This window comes from Gottfriedia acidiceleris (genome assembly GCF_023115465.1).
Classification (GTDB): domain Bacteria; phylum Bacillota; class Bacilli; order Bacillales; family Bacillaceae_G; genus Gottfriedia; species Gottfriedia acidiceleris_B.
Map to the genome: position 1 here is coordinate 710257 of NZ_CP096034.1, position 15453 is coordinate 725709.

The window sequence follows — 15453 nt, forward strand, 5'->3', positions numbered from 1 at the left end:
AAAATTGCTAAGGGTTATTTTTTGGTTTTTCAAGATTCTGCTTTTAGTTTTTTCTGTAATTTTTTCTCACTAAAGATCCAGCCTGTGAATGAACTGATAATATTATGTTCGTAGTCGAATTTAACTACTGCCACAAATGGATAGTATGTTTCTGTCCTGTACCTTAAATCGATTAGTCTTAATTCTTTATGATCATCATGTCCAATCAATTCCCAAATATAAACTGGTGAAAATGCCAGGAATGATTTAACATTTTCATCCTTAAAGGCTGCTTTTACGTCTTCAATTACTGGTAAAGGGATTCTTTTAAATACGTCATTGATTTTAAAAATTCTTTTCTTTATTTTGCCAACGTAATGATGAGAATCTGTACTTGCTACAATATGATAATGAGTGTATTTTATAGAAGGTGAAACATAGACACGTTTTACATCCGGTAATTTTTTTGTGACTGTTTGAATCACGATTTGTTTTTGTCGATATCTAAACGCATAGTAAAAAATCATAATGAAATAGAGCATGACACAGATCGGACCGGCTCTAAAATGAAAAATTACAAATGGAACTCCAACTAAATGGATTGCAAAAATAATTGGATCGAAAGTATTTATAATGCCAAAAGCAATCCAGCGTTTTGAAAAAGGCCTTAGTGCTTGGGTTCCATAGGCATTAAATAAATCAACAAAAACGTGTACACTTACTGCCAGGAAAGACCAAAATAAATAGAGACCAAAGTGTTCTTTATTATTAAATAATGTCATAAGCGCAGAAAGTGATAATGTCCATAAAATGACTGCTGGAATTGAATGCGTAATTCCACGATGATGTTTTAAATATTTTGCGTTATTTCTTAATTTTAAGATCGTATCACTGTCTGGTAATTGTGATCCGATAATGGTTGTTAATAAGAGTGAGTTTGTCAAATGTGGTTCATGTAGGACAATTGGACTCAGGGTTGCTAATCCGCCAAGTGTAAATCCCATTACAAGATGAGTTCCAGTATCCATTTAGTTCCTCCCTTTACTTACCCTTTTAATTTTTATAGTATTGACTATTAACAAAAACATATAGATGTTAGAGAAAGGTATAAGTTATGAATAATGATTTAAATAAGACATTAGAAGTTTTCCCCAAAAATGACTTTAAAAATAATTTAGTTAATTGGTTTTTAGCAGAACAGAGATATTTACCTTGGAGAAAGAATAAAGACCCTTATCGAGTATGGGTTTCAGAAATAATGCTTCAGCAAACACGTGTAGATACAGTAATTCCTTTTTATAATAAGTTTATGCAAAATTTCCCTACTATTGCTGACTTGGCGAATGCCGAAGAAGAAAAAGTACTAAAAGCATGGGAAGGACTTGGTTATTATTCTAGGGCTAGAAATTTGCAATCGGCTGTCCGAGAAGTCCATGAAGAGTATTCAGGTAAAGTACCAGATACGCCAGAATTAATAAGCAAATTAAAAGGTGTAGGACCTTATACTGCTGGAGCAATCCTTAGTATTGCTTACGGTAAACCAGAGCCAGCGGTTGATGGGAATGTAATGAGGGTATTATCTAGAATATTAACAATTTGGGAAGACATTGGAGTACCTAAAAATCGAAAAATATTTGAACAAGCTGTAAGAGCTTTAATAAGTCATGAAGATCCGTCTGCATTTAATCAAGGTTTAATGGAGCTTGGTGCATTAATTTGTACACCAACAAATCCTGCATGTTTACTATGTCCTGTAAGGGAACAATGTTTAGCCTTTGAAACTGGGGTTGTGACTGAGTTACCTATAAAAAGTAAAAAGAAGGCACCTAAACCGATTGATTTAGTAGTGGGTGTCATTAAGAATAGAAATAATCAATATTTAATTCAACAAAGACCTTCAAGTGGATTACTTGCTAATATGTGGGAGTTTCCAACTGCTGAATTACAATCAACCATGTTATCTAAAAGTGATACACTTAGCTTTTTCTTAAATCAAGAATCTCAATTAGTAGTTGAAGGATTATCTTATCAATTTAATATTGAACATGTTTTTTCACATCTTGTATGGAAAATGGAAGTATATGTTGGGGAAGCAATAAATGAAGGTAGTTTATCAAGTAATCAGAAATGGGTAACATTAGATGAGTGTAAAGAGCTCCCGTTTCCAGTAGTGCATCAAAAAATTTATCAGCAAATCGAAAAACTTCAGTAATAAACAAAGAACCCCAACAAATAGTTGGGGTTCTTTGTGCTAGTCAATAGTAGGGCGTGTACCACTAGTCCAGTCTGCTTCATTTCTATGAAGACCACCACGTGATTCAATTTCTTTTATTATTTCTTTTTGCATTGTGCTACCTTCGATATTTAAATAACCAGTAATTTGCTGAAATGAATGATGATAGTATTCCAATTCACTATCTTTCCACTGAGTTTTTGGAGTCATGGATAATTCTGAAAGATCTCTGCCAACGTACATAATAAGCCTCCTTATAATTTTTTCTCTTAGTTTTCCACTCGAACAGTTCATTAAACAAAAAAATAAAGTAAAGTTTTTTACATATTACTCCGACTAATGGACATCATATTATTCGTGGAGGTGATAAATCATGAACAACAACAATCAATTCAATGCTGGAAAAACAGCATCTGGAACTAACATTGGCAAAGTAAGACAACAAAACCAAGGTTTTGGACAAGAGTTTTCAAGTGAAACTGATGTTCAAGCAGTTAGAGAAGCTAATGCACAATCTACTCAAAAAACTGCTTCTAAAAATTTTGGACAACAAAACCAAAGTTTTGGACAAGAGTTTGCAAGTGAAACTGATGTTCAAGCTGTAAGAGAAGCAAATGCAAAATCTGCACAAAGATCTTCTTCTGGCAACTTTGGTCAACAAAACCAACAATAATTACCTAAAAGAAAATTACTAGAAGTGCGCTGTTGATGAAAGTTAGAGAGTAAAGACATTTACTTCCTATACTCATCTTCCTGTCTGATGTGAGATCATGCAGTCTAGTTGTTATAAAGAACGTTCAAAAAGAGCACCCTTATGTTAAGGGTGCTCTTTTACCTTTGTGTAATGTATGTCCAACAATTTAAATCCTCATAGAATTATAAATTCTTCTCAATAGTCAAATATCGTCAAATGTAGTCAAAGGGATTATGTTAGTTTTCAAGAAATAGTGTAATAATGAAATAAGGATGGTGAATGGTATGCAAGTATTCGATGAATTGGTAAGTCGTCAGCTTGAAACAATGGATCAGTTAATAAAGATTCAAGAAGAAATTGAACGATGTCAAGAAATTGAAAACCAACTATTTGAATTAGAGGATTTGTCAAAGTTGTCTTCTATCCAAGATGAAATACATATAATGAGATCTGAATTAAAAGCTATCCAAGACACCTTTTTAATACAAACACAACAAATTATTAAATCTTTCTCAGATGAGAGAAAAATAGCATTAAAATAAAAAAACAATGGGGCATTTTACCAAATTAAACTCCCTTTTGTTTAAAAATGGATAAGAACTAGTTATAATAGAAATGTAAAGTATAAATAAAGTGTTGAAATGCGTCCACACTAGAAAGAAGGGAGAAACAATGAACGTTCCCAAACCAGGAGAAAAAATACAGATACATAGTTACAAACATAATGGACATATTCATCGTATATGGGAAGAGACAACCATTTTAAAAGGGACGCAGCAGTTAGTAATTGGCGCAAATGATCGCACGCTTGTAACTGAATCGGACGGTAGAACATGGGTTACACGAGAGCCAGCAATTTGTTACTTTGATATGGATTATTGGTTTAATGTTATTGGAATGATTAGAGAAGATGGAGTTTATTATTACTGTAATATTAGCTCACCATTCGTCTTTGAAGATGGTGCCATTAAGTATATTGACTATGATCTAGATATTAAAGTTTTTCCAGATATGACTTACGTGCTGTTAGATGAAGATGAATATGAGAATCATCGACAAATAATGAATTATCCTCCTATTATTGACCCAATCTTAAAAAAGAACTTAGGTTATTTAAAGGAATTAATTCATCAACGAAAAGGGCCGTTTGCTACCGATTTTATTGATAATTGGTATGAACGATTCTTAATGTATCGTGATTAAACGAAACTGTTGAGCGGACTTAGTCTTTTGAGAATCAATCATCTCAAAAAGATTGCTCAACAGTTTCTTTTTGAATGATATGAAAGGATGAAAATATGGGAAGTATTAAACGTTATTTAAAATTTGTTAAACCATATCGATTTCATATTTTTTTAACGATTGCTATTGGTATCGTTAAATTTGGAATCCCATTGATATTACCGTTTTTATTAAAATATGTAGTTGATAACATCATTAATTCATCATTACCAATTGCAACCAAAAGCTCACATCTTATCTACATCATGCTAATTGCATTTGGAATTTTTGTTATTGTAAGACCACCTATTGAGTATTTCAGACAGTATTACGCTCAATATATCGGTAGTCGAATTTTATTTGATATTAGAGATCATTTATTTAAACATTTACAAAAACTAAGCTTAAGATATTATGCTAATGCAAAGACGGGTGAAGTCATTTCACGAGTAATAAATGATGTTGAATCTACTAAAGACTTTGTTATTACTGGGTTGATGAATGTTTGGTTAGATTTAATAACAATCTTAATTACAGTTACAATCATGTTAACAATGGATGTAAAGTTAACGCTTGTATCATTAATCGTTTTGCCGTTCTATACATTAGCAGTAAAGTACTTTTTCGGTCGACTTCGATTTTTGACTCGCCAAAGATCTCAAGCCTTAGCTGTTTTACAGGGGTTCTTAACAGAAAGAATTCAAGGGATGCAAGTAACACGAAGTTTTGCATTGGAAGATTATGAAAGCGGACTATTTAAAGAAAAAAATGGTGAGTTTTTAGATCGTGCTCTTAAACATACAGGTTGGAATGCGAGTACGTTTACAATTATTAATACATTAACTGATATTGGACCATTATTAATTATCGGTTTTTCTGCATATCAAGTCATTCATGGTCACTTAACACTTGGTGAGATGGTGGCATTCGTCGGATATATTGATCGTTTATATGATCCACTTAGAAGATTAGCGAATTCTTCAACATCATTAACACAATCGTTTGCATCGATGGATCGTGTCTTTGAATTAATGGATGAAAAGTATGATATCGTTAATCGGGATAATCCAATTTATGCCAAGAAGTTAGATGGTCAAATACACTTTAATCACGTATCTTTTCAATATAATGCCGCTGATGATGAAGTCATTCAAGATGTAACTTTTCAAATTGAACCTGGTCAAAAGATTGCATTGGTTGGATCGAGTGGTGGTGGAAAGTCTTCGTTAGTTAGTTTAATACCACGATTTTATGACGTAACAAAAGGTTCTATTAAAATTGATGGTGTTGACATAAGGGACTTTGATTTAAAAAGTATGCGTGAAAAAATCGGTATTGTTTTACAAGACAATTTTCTTTTTAGTGATACTGTAAAATCGAACATTCATTATGGCAATCCGAGAGCTAGTGAAGAAGAAATTATTGCAGCTGCCAAAGCAGCCAATGCACACGATTTTATCATGAGTTTACCAGATGGATATGACACGCTTGTTGGGGAAAGAGGAGTAAAGCTTTCAGGTGGTCAAAAACAACGTGTAGCAATAGCCCGTGTATTTTTAAGAAATCCTTCTATTCTAATTTTTGATGAAGCTACTTCAGCTCTTGATTTAGAAAATGAAAGGTATATCCAAGACGCGATTCATGAATTAGCAAAGAACCGTACAACAATATTTATTGCACATAGATTATCTACCATTACACATGTAGATAAAATCGTTTATATTGATCAAGGTCGTATTGTCGAAATCGGTTCTCATGAGGAATTAATGGCAAAAAAAGAAGCTTACTATCATTTGTTTGAAATTCAAAATTTAGAAACTAGTTCGAGTTCAGTATAGAAGATTAGCACAAAGATATTCTTTGTGCTTTTTTTATTTGAAGAAGTAAGTGTAAATTAAACAACGAACTGCAAATAAAATCCGAAAATCAAAAATGAAATTGGCAGAAATGCAAATAAAATACTAGAATCGCAAATAATATCAGCAAAACTGCAATTAAAGTTTCAAGAATAAAAGCCTCCACAATTGGAGGCTTTTACATTGTTTCGACCTGTTCAACTTGAACTTGGTATTCTTTGTGATAAGTTTGATGGCTATCAACGAGCGTATTTAAATGCTCAACATTTTCGCTATATTCTAAAATGGCAGATACTACTTGGAATAAATGTAACCATGTTTTTTGTTTTTCTTCGTCATTAAGATCATGGTGGTCCAAGAATGCCTTTGTTAATTTATCTTTTAATATATTTTCTTCTCTATGAAGTGGAGCAGTTTGATCAAAGTTTACTTTACCGATTAATTTCATTAAAGCATGTTCGTGAAATTGCATTAAGCAAGTTAGTTCATTTTTTACTAAATCTTGGAACTCTTTTGGAGATGCGTTAATTTCATATTCTAATCGGTTTAAAGCTTTTAACGTATCAAATGCATTATCGGCTGTGACAAGCATTTGTCTAAACAATACGATTTTACGAGATTTTTCATGCTCTTTTTTCTTACGACCAACAAGAATAATTCGGTCTTCTTTGTATAATCGATATATTTTTGTAACATTTCTCATGATTTCTTTTAATTGATAAATTTCATCTTTTAATCCATTATGGCTAACAGTTTTGTGTAGAGCCATCATCATTAATTTATTTGTTTGTTCAGTAATGGAAATCATACCACGAGATAATTTTTTTTCATAATTTGGAGGCATTAAGAAAATATTTACAAATGATGCAGCTAAAACACCAATTGTTACTGCCAAAATACGATCGAAAGTAAAAATGGCAAAGTGTTCGGTACTTGTACTTACCTCCATAATAACGACTACAGTAACTAAAGTTGTAGCAATTGTATTTTCGAGTTTTAGTTTTAATGTAATGATAATCACGAGAATACATGTAAATCCTATAATTACTGGATTATTCCCTAGAGTAATCACTGCAATAATTGCCAGTATCGCACCAATCAAGTTAGCTTGAAGTTGTTCAATTAACGATTTATATGATTGGTTTACTGATGATTTTAATGCCGAAATAGCAGAGATACCTGCAATCGAAGCTGTAGATAAATCAAAAAACATCGCGCTATAAATGGCGAGCGTAATAGCTATACCAGTTTTTAGAACACGCGCTCCTAATCTCATTGTATTACTCCTTTTTGTTTGTCTAGCTTAATGCTTGTAATGAAATATGAACGTTTAACTATATTACTACTAAACTACTTTTTATTACATTGAGTGTTTTTCAAAATTGCTTCAATTAAAAGTAATTTTTATTTTTTCTCATGTAACATCCTGTAACTATACAATGAACTACACGCATTATCAATACAATTTTTTAAGAAATTATGTTAATTATATGATTGAGAAAAAAGATTAAATTGTTAGTTAAATTAAAAGATTTCGAACTTAAAAATGAAAGGGCTTTACTATTAAATAATGAAAAAAGAAGCGAAAGATTTCGCTTCTTTTTTATAAAATCATTCAGTTGAAACAGACGGATCCGCTTGTTCTTTTTTAGGTTTAATTTGTAAGAAGTTTTGTTCAATGTCGTCTAATAAACTTTGAACAAATTCAGCTTCGTCATGCTGATTATGCTGAGTTAAAAGTGATATATATTTCACTAACAATTCATTTAGATCGTTTTTACCAGTTTCATCGACAGGTACAATACTTACACTTGCACCTTTTGCGATTCGATTTTGGTAAGCTTCCTTAGTAAGGCCTAATTCAGATGAATTTCGAACGTAAATTACTCCGCCAGTCATACCAGCACACATCCATGGACCTGGATCTCCTAGAACAACTGCACGACCACCAGTCATATATTCAAAAGCAAAACCGTTTATATTTGCTTTTGCACCTAGACGAGTTTTCTGTGAAATAGGTTGACTAGATTGATTACGGCCACCAATTACAACATCTGCTCCTGATAAACGAATGCCTGCTCGCGAGTCAGCGTTACCCTGGATAAAGAATTGTCCTTTTTGTGCTCCATATGCAAAGCATTTTCCGACTGAACCACCAAAGTATTGTCCGTTAGCACCTAAAGCTTTACTAATAAAAATCGTTCCACCAAAAGCAGTTTTCGCTACTCCATCTTGAGCTCCGCCTTGAACGAATACAGAATAATCTTCTACTGTATAAGTTCCTAAGCCATTTCCAGGAATGGATTGATCCTCGAAGCTAATTTCGACAGGGGAAGCTACACCTTTGGTTTGTTTTTTTACTACTAGGTCATGGATTAATAAACTGCCGGCATGGCGATATTCATTGTCAACCTTTGCAAAAACACCAACGTCATTACTTTGAAGTACTTTAGCAGATTCTCCATTCGATAGTACGTATTCTTTTTTCTCAATTTTAATAGAAGATAATAAATTAGTTAAATTTAGCGTATCTAAAAATCTTGTTTGTTTTAAAAATTCAGTTTTACCAACAAGGTCTTGAGCATTTTTTACTCCTAGTGAACCAACAATCACTTGCAATTCATCTTTGAATGCAGTGAAGAATTGTACTAAATTTGTCACTGCTGTTTCTAGTTGTCTAGGTGTGAATTTTCGTAAACCGTGACGCATTGCTTCAATTTCGGATTCGATTTGTGTTGCAATACCAACGTGACATGTATCTAAATGACAACCACGACAAGTCGTACAACCGATTGCAATCATTGATAAAGTTCCAAATCCGATTCGGTTTGCACCAAGTATCATCATTTTTACTACATCATTAACACTTTTCATTCCGCCATCCGCCCAAATCTCGACAGAATTACGTAAACCAGATTCCAGTAGTGCATTGTGGGCTGCACGAACACCAATTTCAACTGGTAAACCTACATTTTGAATTGCATGAACACGGGCAGCACCCGTTCCTCCATCAAAACCGCTAATATTGATAAAGTTTGCACCTGCTTTTGCAATACCAACAGCAATTGTGCCGATATTTGGAACAACAGGGACTTTTACAGCAACTTTTGCTTTAGGATTAACAGCTTTAATCTCACTTATCATTTGAGCTAAATCTTCAATGGAATAAATATCATGATTATTTGAAGGTGAAATTAAATCAGAACCAAGTGTTGCATTTCTCGTTTCCGCAATTTTCTGTGTAACCTTTGAAGCAGGTAAATGACCACCTTCACCAGGTTTTGCACCTTGACCAATTTTAATCTCAATTAAGTTAGAAGAGTGAAGTAAATTAGCATTAACTCCGAATCGACCTGAAGCAATTTGCTGTCCACGAGTGTTTGGATATTTTCCAATCATATCTTGGATTTCTCCACCTTCACCATTTAAGCTAATCATATTCAGCCGATTTGCACCTTCAGCATATGCTCTAAAAGCAACTTCATTTTGAGATCCGAATGACATAGAACTGATAATAAATGGTAGTGAGTGAGTACCTATTTCTAATGAAACCTGACTAGAATCCACTGGTTTACTACTCTCAACTAAAGAAAGCGCATGACGTACTGTAGTTGGTCGCTCTTCTTCAATTTGATTTAATTTTTGACGGTATGTTTCATAACTACCTGTTTGTGCCGTTTCTCCAATAGCTTTCCAAATTCGAGGGAATACATGGAAAGATTTTGGCATAGTTGCGTTATTTGCGTTGTAATCTTCAGAACGTTTTTTCGAATCAGCCTCTAATAATTTGAATCCAGAAACAGTTTGATCACCGAAGAAATTTATAACGCCTAAAGACGAAGCGATATCTTCTTGTAATCCAATGCTACTGAACATTTTTGCGTAGCCTCGTAGCTCATGCATACCTATTGTTGAAATTACTTTTTCGATTCCTTTATTTAAAACATCATAAAGTTTTACTATTTTTTCAGGAGCTTCCAATTCTGAAATAGTTCCAAAAAGGAAATGAGGATTAATTGCATCTGCTCCTAAACCTTTCATTACCATTAAATCGTGAAGATTACGCACTGCAGCTGTCTTTAAGATAATCGAACAGTTTCTTCTTAACTTAGCATTCACAAGTCCATTATGGATTATTGCTGTAATAAGAGCAGGATCAATCCAGTATTGATTATTTTTATGAGCTTCATCATCGGTAATAACAATACATTCTGCACCATTTTTTACGGCTTCAATTGCTTCGTATTTATATTGGGACAATGTTTCTTCTAAAGGTAAATTAGAAAATGTACTTTGAATTTTATAAAGTTTATTTTCTAATTGATATAGATTTAGAATCTCTTCATACGAAATTTGTTGACGACTAGCTTTTAACGTATTTCCTACAAAACCATCACCTATTATCGGAGAAGGGAGTTGTAAAACAATTCCTGAATCTTTCTTTGTAATGGATGGCCTTTTTCCTAATATGACAGAAATAGAGAAATGCTCTGTTTCACGATCACGATCGATTGCAGGGTTTGTTACTACTGCAACTGTTTCTTTCATAAAGTCAGAAAGATTTTTTCTAGCTTCATCTAAACATGCTAATGGTGCGTCATGCCCTAATGAACGAATAGGTTCTGCACCTTTTTCTGCCATTTGTTCAACTAATTGGATTTGTTCCTTTTGCCATCCGAAAGCTCCATATTCAAACGGATGAATTGAAGGAGGTGAGTGTTCTACGTAATCGGTTGAATTTGCTTCTTTATTTGCTAGATTCATTGTTAATTTTTCATTTAATTTCGTTGTAACGAAATGCGATAATTCACGGTGTGTTAATAGTTGAGCACGGTCTTTTAATAGATTAATTCCGACTTTTTCTCCAGGCGAAAGAGCATGTGGCTCAGATATAAATAATTCTGGAGAAAGGATGCCTTGCTCGGATGAAAATACATAATAATCATTTGTTTCTAATAACCAAACAGGACGTAAACCTAAAGCGTCTACACTAGCAACAAATTCATTTCCTTCTCTTGTAAGTACACCTGCGGGACCTTGACAATATGGACCGAATGTACTTCGAATCGTGTTGTAAATGGAGTTTACTTCTGGATCTGATTCATATTCTGCAGGTACAGGTGGGAATAACAGTTCCATTGCTTCTTTCAAAGAGTAGTTATATTTATGAATAAGCGTCTCAAGTGTTATATTTACATCTTGTGAATCACTATTTCCATGCTTAATATTTGCGCCTATTTGTTTTGCTTCAATTCTTAATTGTTCAATTGTATTAATTTCTCCGTTATGAGCTAGCATGCTAAATGGTTGAACTCTTGAAAACGAAGAAGATGTGTTTGTTGAGTAACGATTATGACCTACCACAACAGATGATTGAAAATTAGGATGCTGTAAATCTGAATAGTATGACAATAAAGTATCGATTGTTCCCATTACTTTATAAACACAAGTTGATTGACTGAGAGAGACAACAGTTACATTTGTTTTTTTGCTAATAATATTTGTTAAATCAAATAGAGTTGTAATTTGGTGATTTTTAATTGGGAGTAGTGCTACTTGTAAGAACTCAGGTTCTACTGCTTGAGCGATTGGCCCAAGTGCTGAAGTAAAGGTTTGATTACAACTATGATATAAAGTTTCATAACCATTTTCTTCAAAAATTTGGAGCAATGTTTGTATTTCAGATTTATCATCTAAGAAGAAATGTCCAACTGTAAATGAAGGGTGTGAAACGACTTCTGGACTAATTCCTACAGATGTAAGTTTTTCTTGCCAAAGTAGAGTAGGGATGTCAGTCTGAATTCCTACACCATCGCCTTCACCGTTTGTAAATCCTGCTCGATGATTCATCTTTCGTAAACTTTCGGCAGCAATATCGATCGTATCTCTTGTTTGAGTTATAGAACGATTGATAAAGGCAACGATCCCACATGCATCGTGTTCATTATTGTAATAATCTCTAAATAAACCTGGTGACCATTCTGTTTTTGTTTGAAATTTCATTTAACTACCTCCTATTTTATGGTAAAAAAATTGATTATTCAGAATTAACTATGTATGAATAGAGGTCACTTCAAGTTGTAGTGACCTCAGATATATCATAGTTTAATCGTAGATAATTTTAGGAACGCGTTACCAACAGCGTTAATAGTTTGATGAACATCTTGTTCAGTATGAGCTGTAGTTAAGAACCAAGCTTCATATTTTGATGGCGCTAGATTAATACCTTCTTCTAAAAGTAGCTTAAAAAATCTACCGAAAACTTCTCCATCTGATTCTTTTGCTTCTTCATAATTTGTTACTTCGTCAACGTTGAAATAGACAGTTAAGGCCCCTTTTAAGCGGTTGATTTTTATATGGATGTTGTGCTCATCAGCTTTTTCCTGAATACCTTTTTCAAGAATAGCTCCTAGACGATCTAATTCTTCATAGACACCTTCTTGTTTTAATACTTCAAGACATGCAATTCCAGCTGCAATTGATGCTGGATTACCTGCCATCGTACCAGCTTGATATGCAGGACCAAGTGGGGCAACTGTTTCCATAATTTCTTTTTTACCACCATAAGCTCCAATTGGTAATCCACCGCCGATAATCTTGCCAAGTGCTGTTAAGTCTGGTTCAATTCCCAATAAATTTTGTGCTCCTCCATACATAAATCGGAAGGCAGTAATTACTTCATCATAAATGACTAATGCACCATGATTATGCGTAATTTCATTTACAGCTTCTAGGAATCCTTCTTTTGGTTCAACGATTCCAAAGTTACCGACGATTGGCTCAACAAGTACACCAGCTACTTCATGACCCCATTTTTCCATTGTTTCTGCATATGCTTTGGCGTCATTAAATGGAACAGTAATAACTTCATTAGCAATACTTTGTGGTACACCAGCGGAATCAGGAGTACCAAGAGTAGATGGTCCAGAACCAGCAGCAACAAGAACTAAATCTGAATGACCGTGATAGCATCCAGCAAATTTAACTATTTTAGTACGACCAGTGTATGCTCTCGCTACACGAATAGTTGTCATTACGGACTCAGTACCTGAATTTGTAAATCTGACTTTATCCATACTAGGAATCGCTTCTTTTAACATTTTGGCAAATTGTACTTCAAGTTCATGAGGAGTACCGTAAAGGACACCATTTTCTGCTGCTTTTGTGATTGCAGCTGTAATATGTGGGTGAGCGTGGCCTGTGATAATAGGACCGTATGCTGCTAAATAATCTATATATTGATTGCCATCAACATCCCAAAAATATGCGCCTTTTGCACGCTTCATTGTGACAGGAGCTCCGCCACCAACTGCTTTAAACGATCTTGAAGGACTGTTTACTCCTCCAACGATGTGTTCTAAAGCTTCATTATGTATTTCAATTGACTTTTGATTATTCATGGAGTACCTCCCATTATTGATAAAAAAATGAAAGAATTTAACCGGCATCTTTACATTATTTATGTGGTTAAATTACATTCTAGCACGAAATTTTAGCTCGTGGTAAATGTAAGCCTTTACAATTTGAAAAGAAATTTGAACATTTTGTAGAATCTATATTTTTTACAAAAACAGGCCGAAAAAAATTGGAAACTACTTTTTAGTACTTTTTTATTGTACTTAGTTCGTATTTCAAATACACTAAGCGACGGAATAAAAAATGGAGGCAGTCTATGGAAAACATAATCGAAGTTCAAAGCTTACACAAAGAATTTAAAACCTTCTTGAGTCGCTCTGGTGTAAAAGGTGCATTTAGAGATTTGTTTACAAGAAACTATAAAACAAAAACAGCCGTTAATAATATAAGCTTTTCTGTTAAAAAAGGTGAAATGATGGCTTATATCGGGGAGAATGGTGCAGGGAAGTCGACTACAATTAAAATGTTGACGGGAATATTAACGCCTACTTCTGGAGATGTAACAGTTAATGGTTACCACCCTCAAAAAGATCGAGAGCGTTTTGTTAAATCAATAGGTGTCGTATTTGGGCAAAGATCTCAATTGTGGTGGGATATTGCAGTACAAGAATCATTTCGATTACTAAAAAAAGTTTATCAAATACCAGATAAGCAATATGAAGAACATATGGGTTATATCATAAAGACTTTGGATATTGAGCCTTTATTAGATCAACCTGTAAGAAAGTTATCTTTAGGTCAAAGAATGAGATGTGAATTAGCTGCTGCGTTAATTCATAATCCACCTTTATTATTCTTAGATGAGCCAACAATTGGATTAGATGTATTAGTAAAATTAAAAATTCGCGAGTTTTTAAAAGAGTTAAACCAAAAATATGGCACAACAATTCTTTTAACAACCCATGATATTTCTGATATTGAGGCATTATGTGATCGAGTAGTTATGTTAGATGAAGGAAAAATCATTTATGATGGAAAACTTGAACAGTTAAAAGGGCAATGGGGCGAAGAGAAAGAAATTCAATTCCAGTTTATTAAGCCAGTAAATCATACTACATTAAATGAATTGATCGGAAGAGCTGATGTAAAATGGAAGGAAGAGGAAGGCGAAAATAGTTGGAGTGTTACATTACCGAATGATGAAACACTTATCTCTATGATTATTGCAAAAGTAGTTCAATCAAATCCAGTTAAAGATATGAAGATGTTAGAGATTTCGACAGAAGAAATTATCCGAAACATCTATCAAGAAGGTATTAGTAATGAGTAAGTATATTGAAATCATTCGAATCCGTTTTTTAATGATGTTAGCGTATCGTACTAATTATTACACTGGGATTGTTATTTATACGATTAATATAGGTGCTTATTTCTTTTTATGGAAAGCGATCTATGGTCACCAAGGATCAATTCAAGGTGTGTCAGTAAACCAGATGACTACTTATGTAGCAATTGCCTGGATGGCAAGGGCATTTTATTTTAATAATCTTGACCGTGAAATTGCTGAAGAAATTGTAGAAGGTAAAGTGGCAATAGAACTTATTAGACCTTATAACTATTTACTTACTAAAGTGATGCAAGGGTTAGGTGAGGGGATTTTTAGATTCTTTTTCTTTTCAATTCCAGGCTTTATTATAGTTGCTTTAATTTTTCGTTTAGATGTTTCATTTAATTTAAAAACTTTAGGTTTATTTTTAATTGCTTCTATTTTCAGTTTTGCAATTAATACACAATTGAATTTATTAACAGGTTTAATGGCATTCTTCCTTCAAAATAATATGGGATTTATTCAAGCTAAACGTGTCATCATTGATTTATTTTCAGGTTTAACGATTCCGATCACGTTCTTTCCGGTTTGGGCACAAGATGTAATGAAGTACTTACCATTTCAAGGGATCAGCTATATTCCTAGTATGATTTTTGCTCACGGCATAAAAGGTGAATTGATTTTAAGGGGCCTTTTATTTCAAGTAATTTGGATCATTATTTTATCTATCCCTATTACTCTTATATGGTATAAAGCTAAAAAGCATCTTGTTATACAAGGAGGTTAA

Annotated in this window: 12 protein-coding genes; 7 read left to right on the forward strand and 5 right to left on the reverse strand. The window is 33.5% G+C overall.

What is annotated here, in order from left to right; genetic code table 11:
• Nucleotides 1-29: 29 nt before the first annotated feature.
• A complete protein-coding gene (locus tag MY490_RS03280) occupies nucleotides 30-1007 on the reverse strand; it encodes a metal-dependent hydrolase (RefSeq protein ID WP_248267983.1) in 978 nt (325 codons plus the stop codon).
• A gap of 86 nt (nucleotides 1008-1093) precedes the next feature.
• On the opposite strand from MY490_RS03280, the gene mutY reads away from it, so the two are divergent.
• Nucleotides 1094-2191, forward strand: a complete 1098-nt coding sequence (mutY, locus tag MY490_RS03285; protein ID WP_248267984.1) for an A/G-specific adenine glycosylase — start codon at nucleotides 1094-1096, stop codon at nucleotides 2189-2191.
• 39 nt (nucleotides 2192-2230) lie between these two features.
• Here the strand turns inward: mutY and MY490_RS03290 are convergent, their stop codons facing one another.
• The gene (locus MY490_RS03290) at nucleotides 2231-2455 is read right to left on the reverse strand and encodes a hypothetical protein (protein ID WP_056468341.1); all 225 of its coding nucleotides are present in this window, start codon (nucleotides 2453-2455) and stop codon (nucleotides 2231-2233) included.
• Between the two features lie 130 nt (nucleotides 2456-2585).
• Between MY490_RS03290 and MY490_RS03295 the strand changes: the two genes are divergently transcribed.
• The 4 genes from MY490_RS03295 to MY490_RS03310 all read left to right on the forward strand — a co-directional run bounded on the left by MY490_RS03295 (nucleotide 2586) and on the right by MY490_RS03310 (nucleotide 5965).
• Complete coding sequence (locus tag MY490_RS03295; protein ID WP_282439835.1) at nucleotides 2586-2885, forward strand: gamma-type small acid-soluble spore protein; 300 nt, start codon at nucleotides 2586-2588, stop codon at nucleotides 2883-2885.
• 305 nt (nucleotides 2886-3190) lie between these two features.
• Complete coding sequence (locus MY490_RS03300) at nucleotides 3191-3448, forward strand: YgaB family protein (RefSeq protein ID WP_025671838.1); 258 nt, start codon at nucleotides 3191-3193, stop codon at nucleotides 3446-3448.
• A 130-nt stretch (nucleotides 3449-3578) separates the two neighbouring features.
• Nucleotides 3579-4109: a nucleoside tri-diphosphate phosphatase gene (gene ntdP, locus MY490_RS03305; protein ID WP_088014823.1), complete on the forward strand. Its 531-nt coding sequence runs from the start codon at nucleotides 3579-3581 to the stop codon at nucleotides 4107-4109.
• A gap of 95 nt (nucleotides 4110-4204) precedes the next feature.
• Nucleotides 4205-5965 (forward strand): ABC transporter ATP-binding protein, encoded by a 1761-nt coding sequence (locus tag MY490_RS03310; RefSeq protein ID WP_248267985.1) that lies wholly within the window; start codon nucleotides 4205-4207, stop codon nucleotides 5963-5965.
• Between the two features lie 196 nt (nucleotides 5966-6161).
• Here the strand turns inward: MY490_RS03310 and MY490_RS03315 are convergent, their stop codons facing one another.
• The 3 genes from MY490_RS03315 to MY490_RS03325 all read right to left on the reverse strand — a co-directional run bounded on the left by MY490_RS03315 (nucleotide 6162) and on the right by MY490_RS03325 (nucleotide 13383).
• On the reverse strand, nucleotides 6162-7259 hold the full coding sequence (locus tag MY490_RS03315) for an FUSC family protein (protein ID WP_248267986.1): 1098 nt from the start codon (nucleotides 7257-7259) through the stop codon (nucleotides 6162-6164).
• A 335-nt stretch (nucleotides 7260-7594) separates the two neighbouring features.
• Nucleotides 7595-11986 carry a glutamate synthase-related protein gene (locus MY490_RS03320; protein ID WP_248267987.1) on the reverse strand — a complete coding sequence of 1464 codons (4392 nt, stop codon included), beginning with the start codon at nucleotides 11984-11986 and terminating at the stop codon, nucleotides 7595-7597.
• Nucleotides 11987-12081: 95 nt separating this feature from the next.
• Nucleotides 12082-13383 carry a glutamate-1-semialdehyde 2,1-aminomutase gene (locus MY490_RS03325; RefSeq protein WP_248267988.1) on the reverse strand — a complete coding sequence of 434 codons (1302 nt, stop codon included), beginning with the start codon at nucleotides 13381-13383 and terminating at the stop codon, nucleotides 12082-12084.
• Nucleotides 13384-13655: 272 nt separating this feature from the next.
• On the opposite strand from MY490_RS03325, the gene MY490_RS03330 reads away from it, so the two are divergent.
• Nucleotides 13656-14669: an ABC transporter ATP-binding protein gene (locus tag MY490_RS03330; RefSeq protein WP_248267989.1), complete on the forward strand. Its 1014-nt coding sequence runs from the start codon at nucleotides 13656-13658 to the stop codon at nucleotides 14667-14669.
• Nucleotides 14662-15453 (forward strand): ABC transporter permease, encoded by a 792-nt coding sequence (locus tag MY490_RS03335; RefSeq protein ID WP_248267990.1) that lies wholly within the window; start codon nucleotides 14662-14664, stop codon nucleotides 15451-15453. Before MY490_RS03330 ends, MY490_RS03335 begins: the two co-directional genes overlap by 8 nt.

What these genes read in the sequence shown, in the direction of transcription:
- MY490_RS03280 (WP_248267983.1), bottom strand. Translation starts at nt 1,007, where the DNA reads ATGGATACTGGAACTCATCTTGTAATGGGATTTACACTTGGCGGATTA.
- mutY (WP_248267984.1), top strand. Translation starts at nt 1,094, where the DNA reads ATGAATAATGATTTAAATAAGACATTAGAAGTTTTCCCCAAAAATGAC.
- MY490_RS03290 (WP_056468341.1), bottom strand. Translation starts at nt 2,455, where the DNA reads ATGTACGTTGGCAGAGATCTTTCAGAATTATCCATGACTCCAAAAACT.
- MY490_RS03295 (WP_282439835.1), top strand. Translation starts at nt 2,586, where the DNA reads ATGAACAACAACAATCAATTCAATGCTGGAAAAACAGCATCTGGAACT.
- MY490_RS03300 (WP_025671838.1), top strand. Translation starts at nt 3,191, where the DNA reads ATGCAAGTATTCGATGAATTGGTAAGTCGTCAGCTTGAAACAATGGAT.
- ntdP (WP_088014823.1), top strand. Translation starts at nt 3,579, where the DNA reads ATGAACGTTCCCAAACCAGGAGAAAAAATACAGATACATAGTTACAAA.
- MY490_RS03310 (WP_248267985.1), top strand. Translation starts at nt 4,205, where the DNA reads ATGGGAAGTATTAAACGTTATTTAAAATTTGTTAAACCATATCGATTT.
- MY490_RS03315 (WP_248267986.1), bottom strand. Translation starts at nt 7,259, where the DNA reads ATGAGATTAGGAGCGCGTGTTCTAAAAACTGGTATAGCTATTACGCTC.
- MY490_RS03320 (WP_248267987.1), bottom strand. Translation starts at nt 11,986, where the DNA reads ATGAAATTTCAAACAAAAACAGAATGGTCACCAGGTTTATTTAGAGAT.
- MY490_RS03325 (WP_248267988.1), bottom strand. Translation starts at nt 13,383, where the DNA reads ATGAATAATCAAAAGTCAATTGAAATACATAATGAAGCTTTAGAACAC.
- MY490_RS03330 (WP_248267989.1), top strand. Translation starts at nt 13,656, where the DNA reads ATGGAAAACATAATCGAAGTTCAAAGCTTACACAAAGAATTTAAAACC.
- MY490_RS03335 (WP_248267990.1), top strand. Translation starts at nt 14,662, where the DNA reads ATGAGTAAGTATATTGAAATCATTCGAATCCGTTTTTTAATGATGTTA.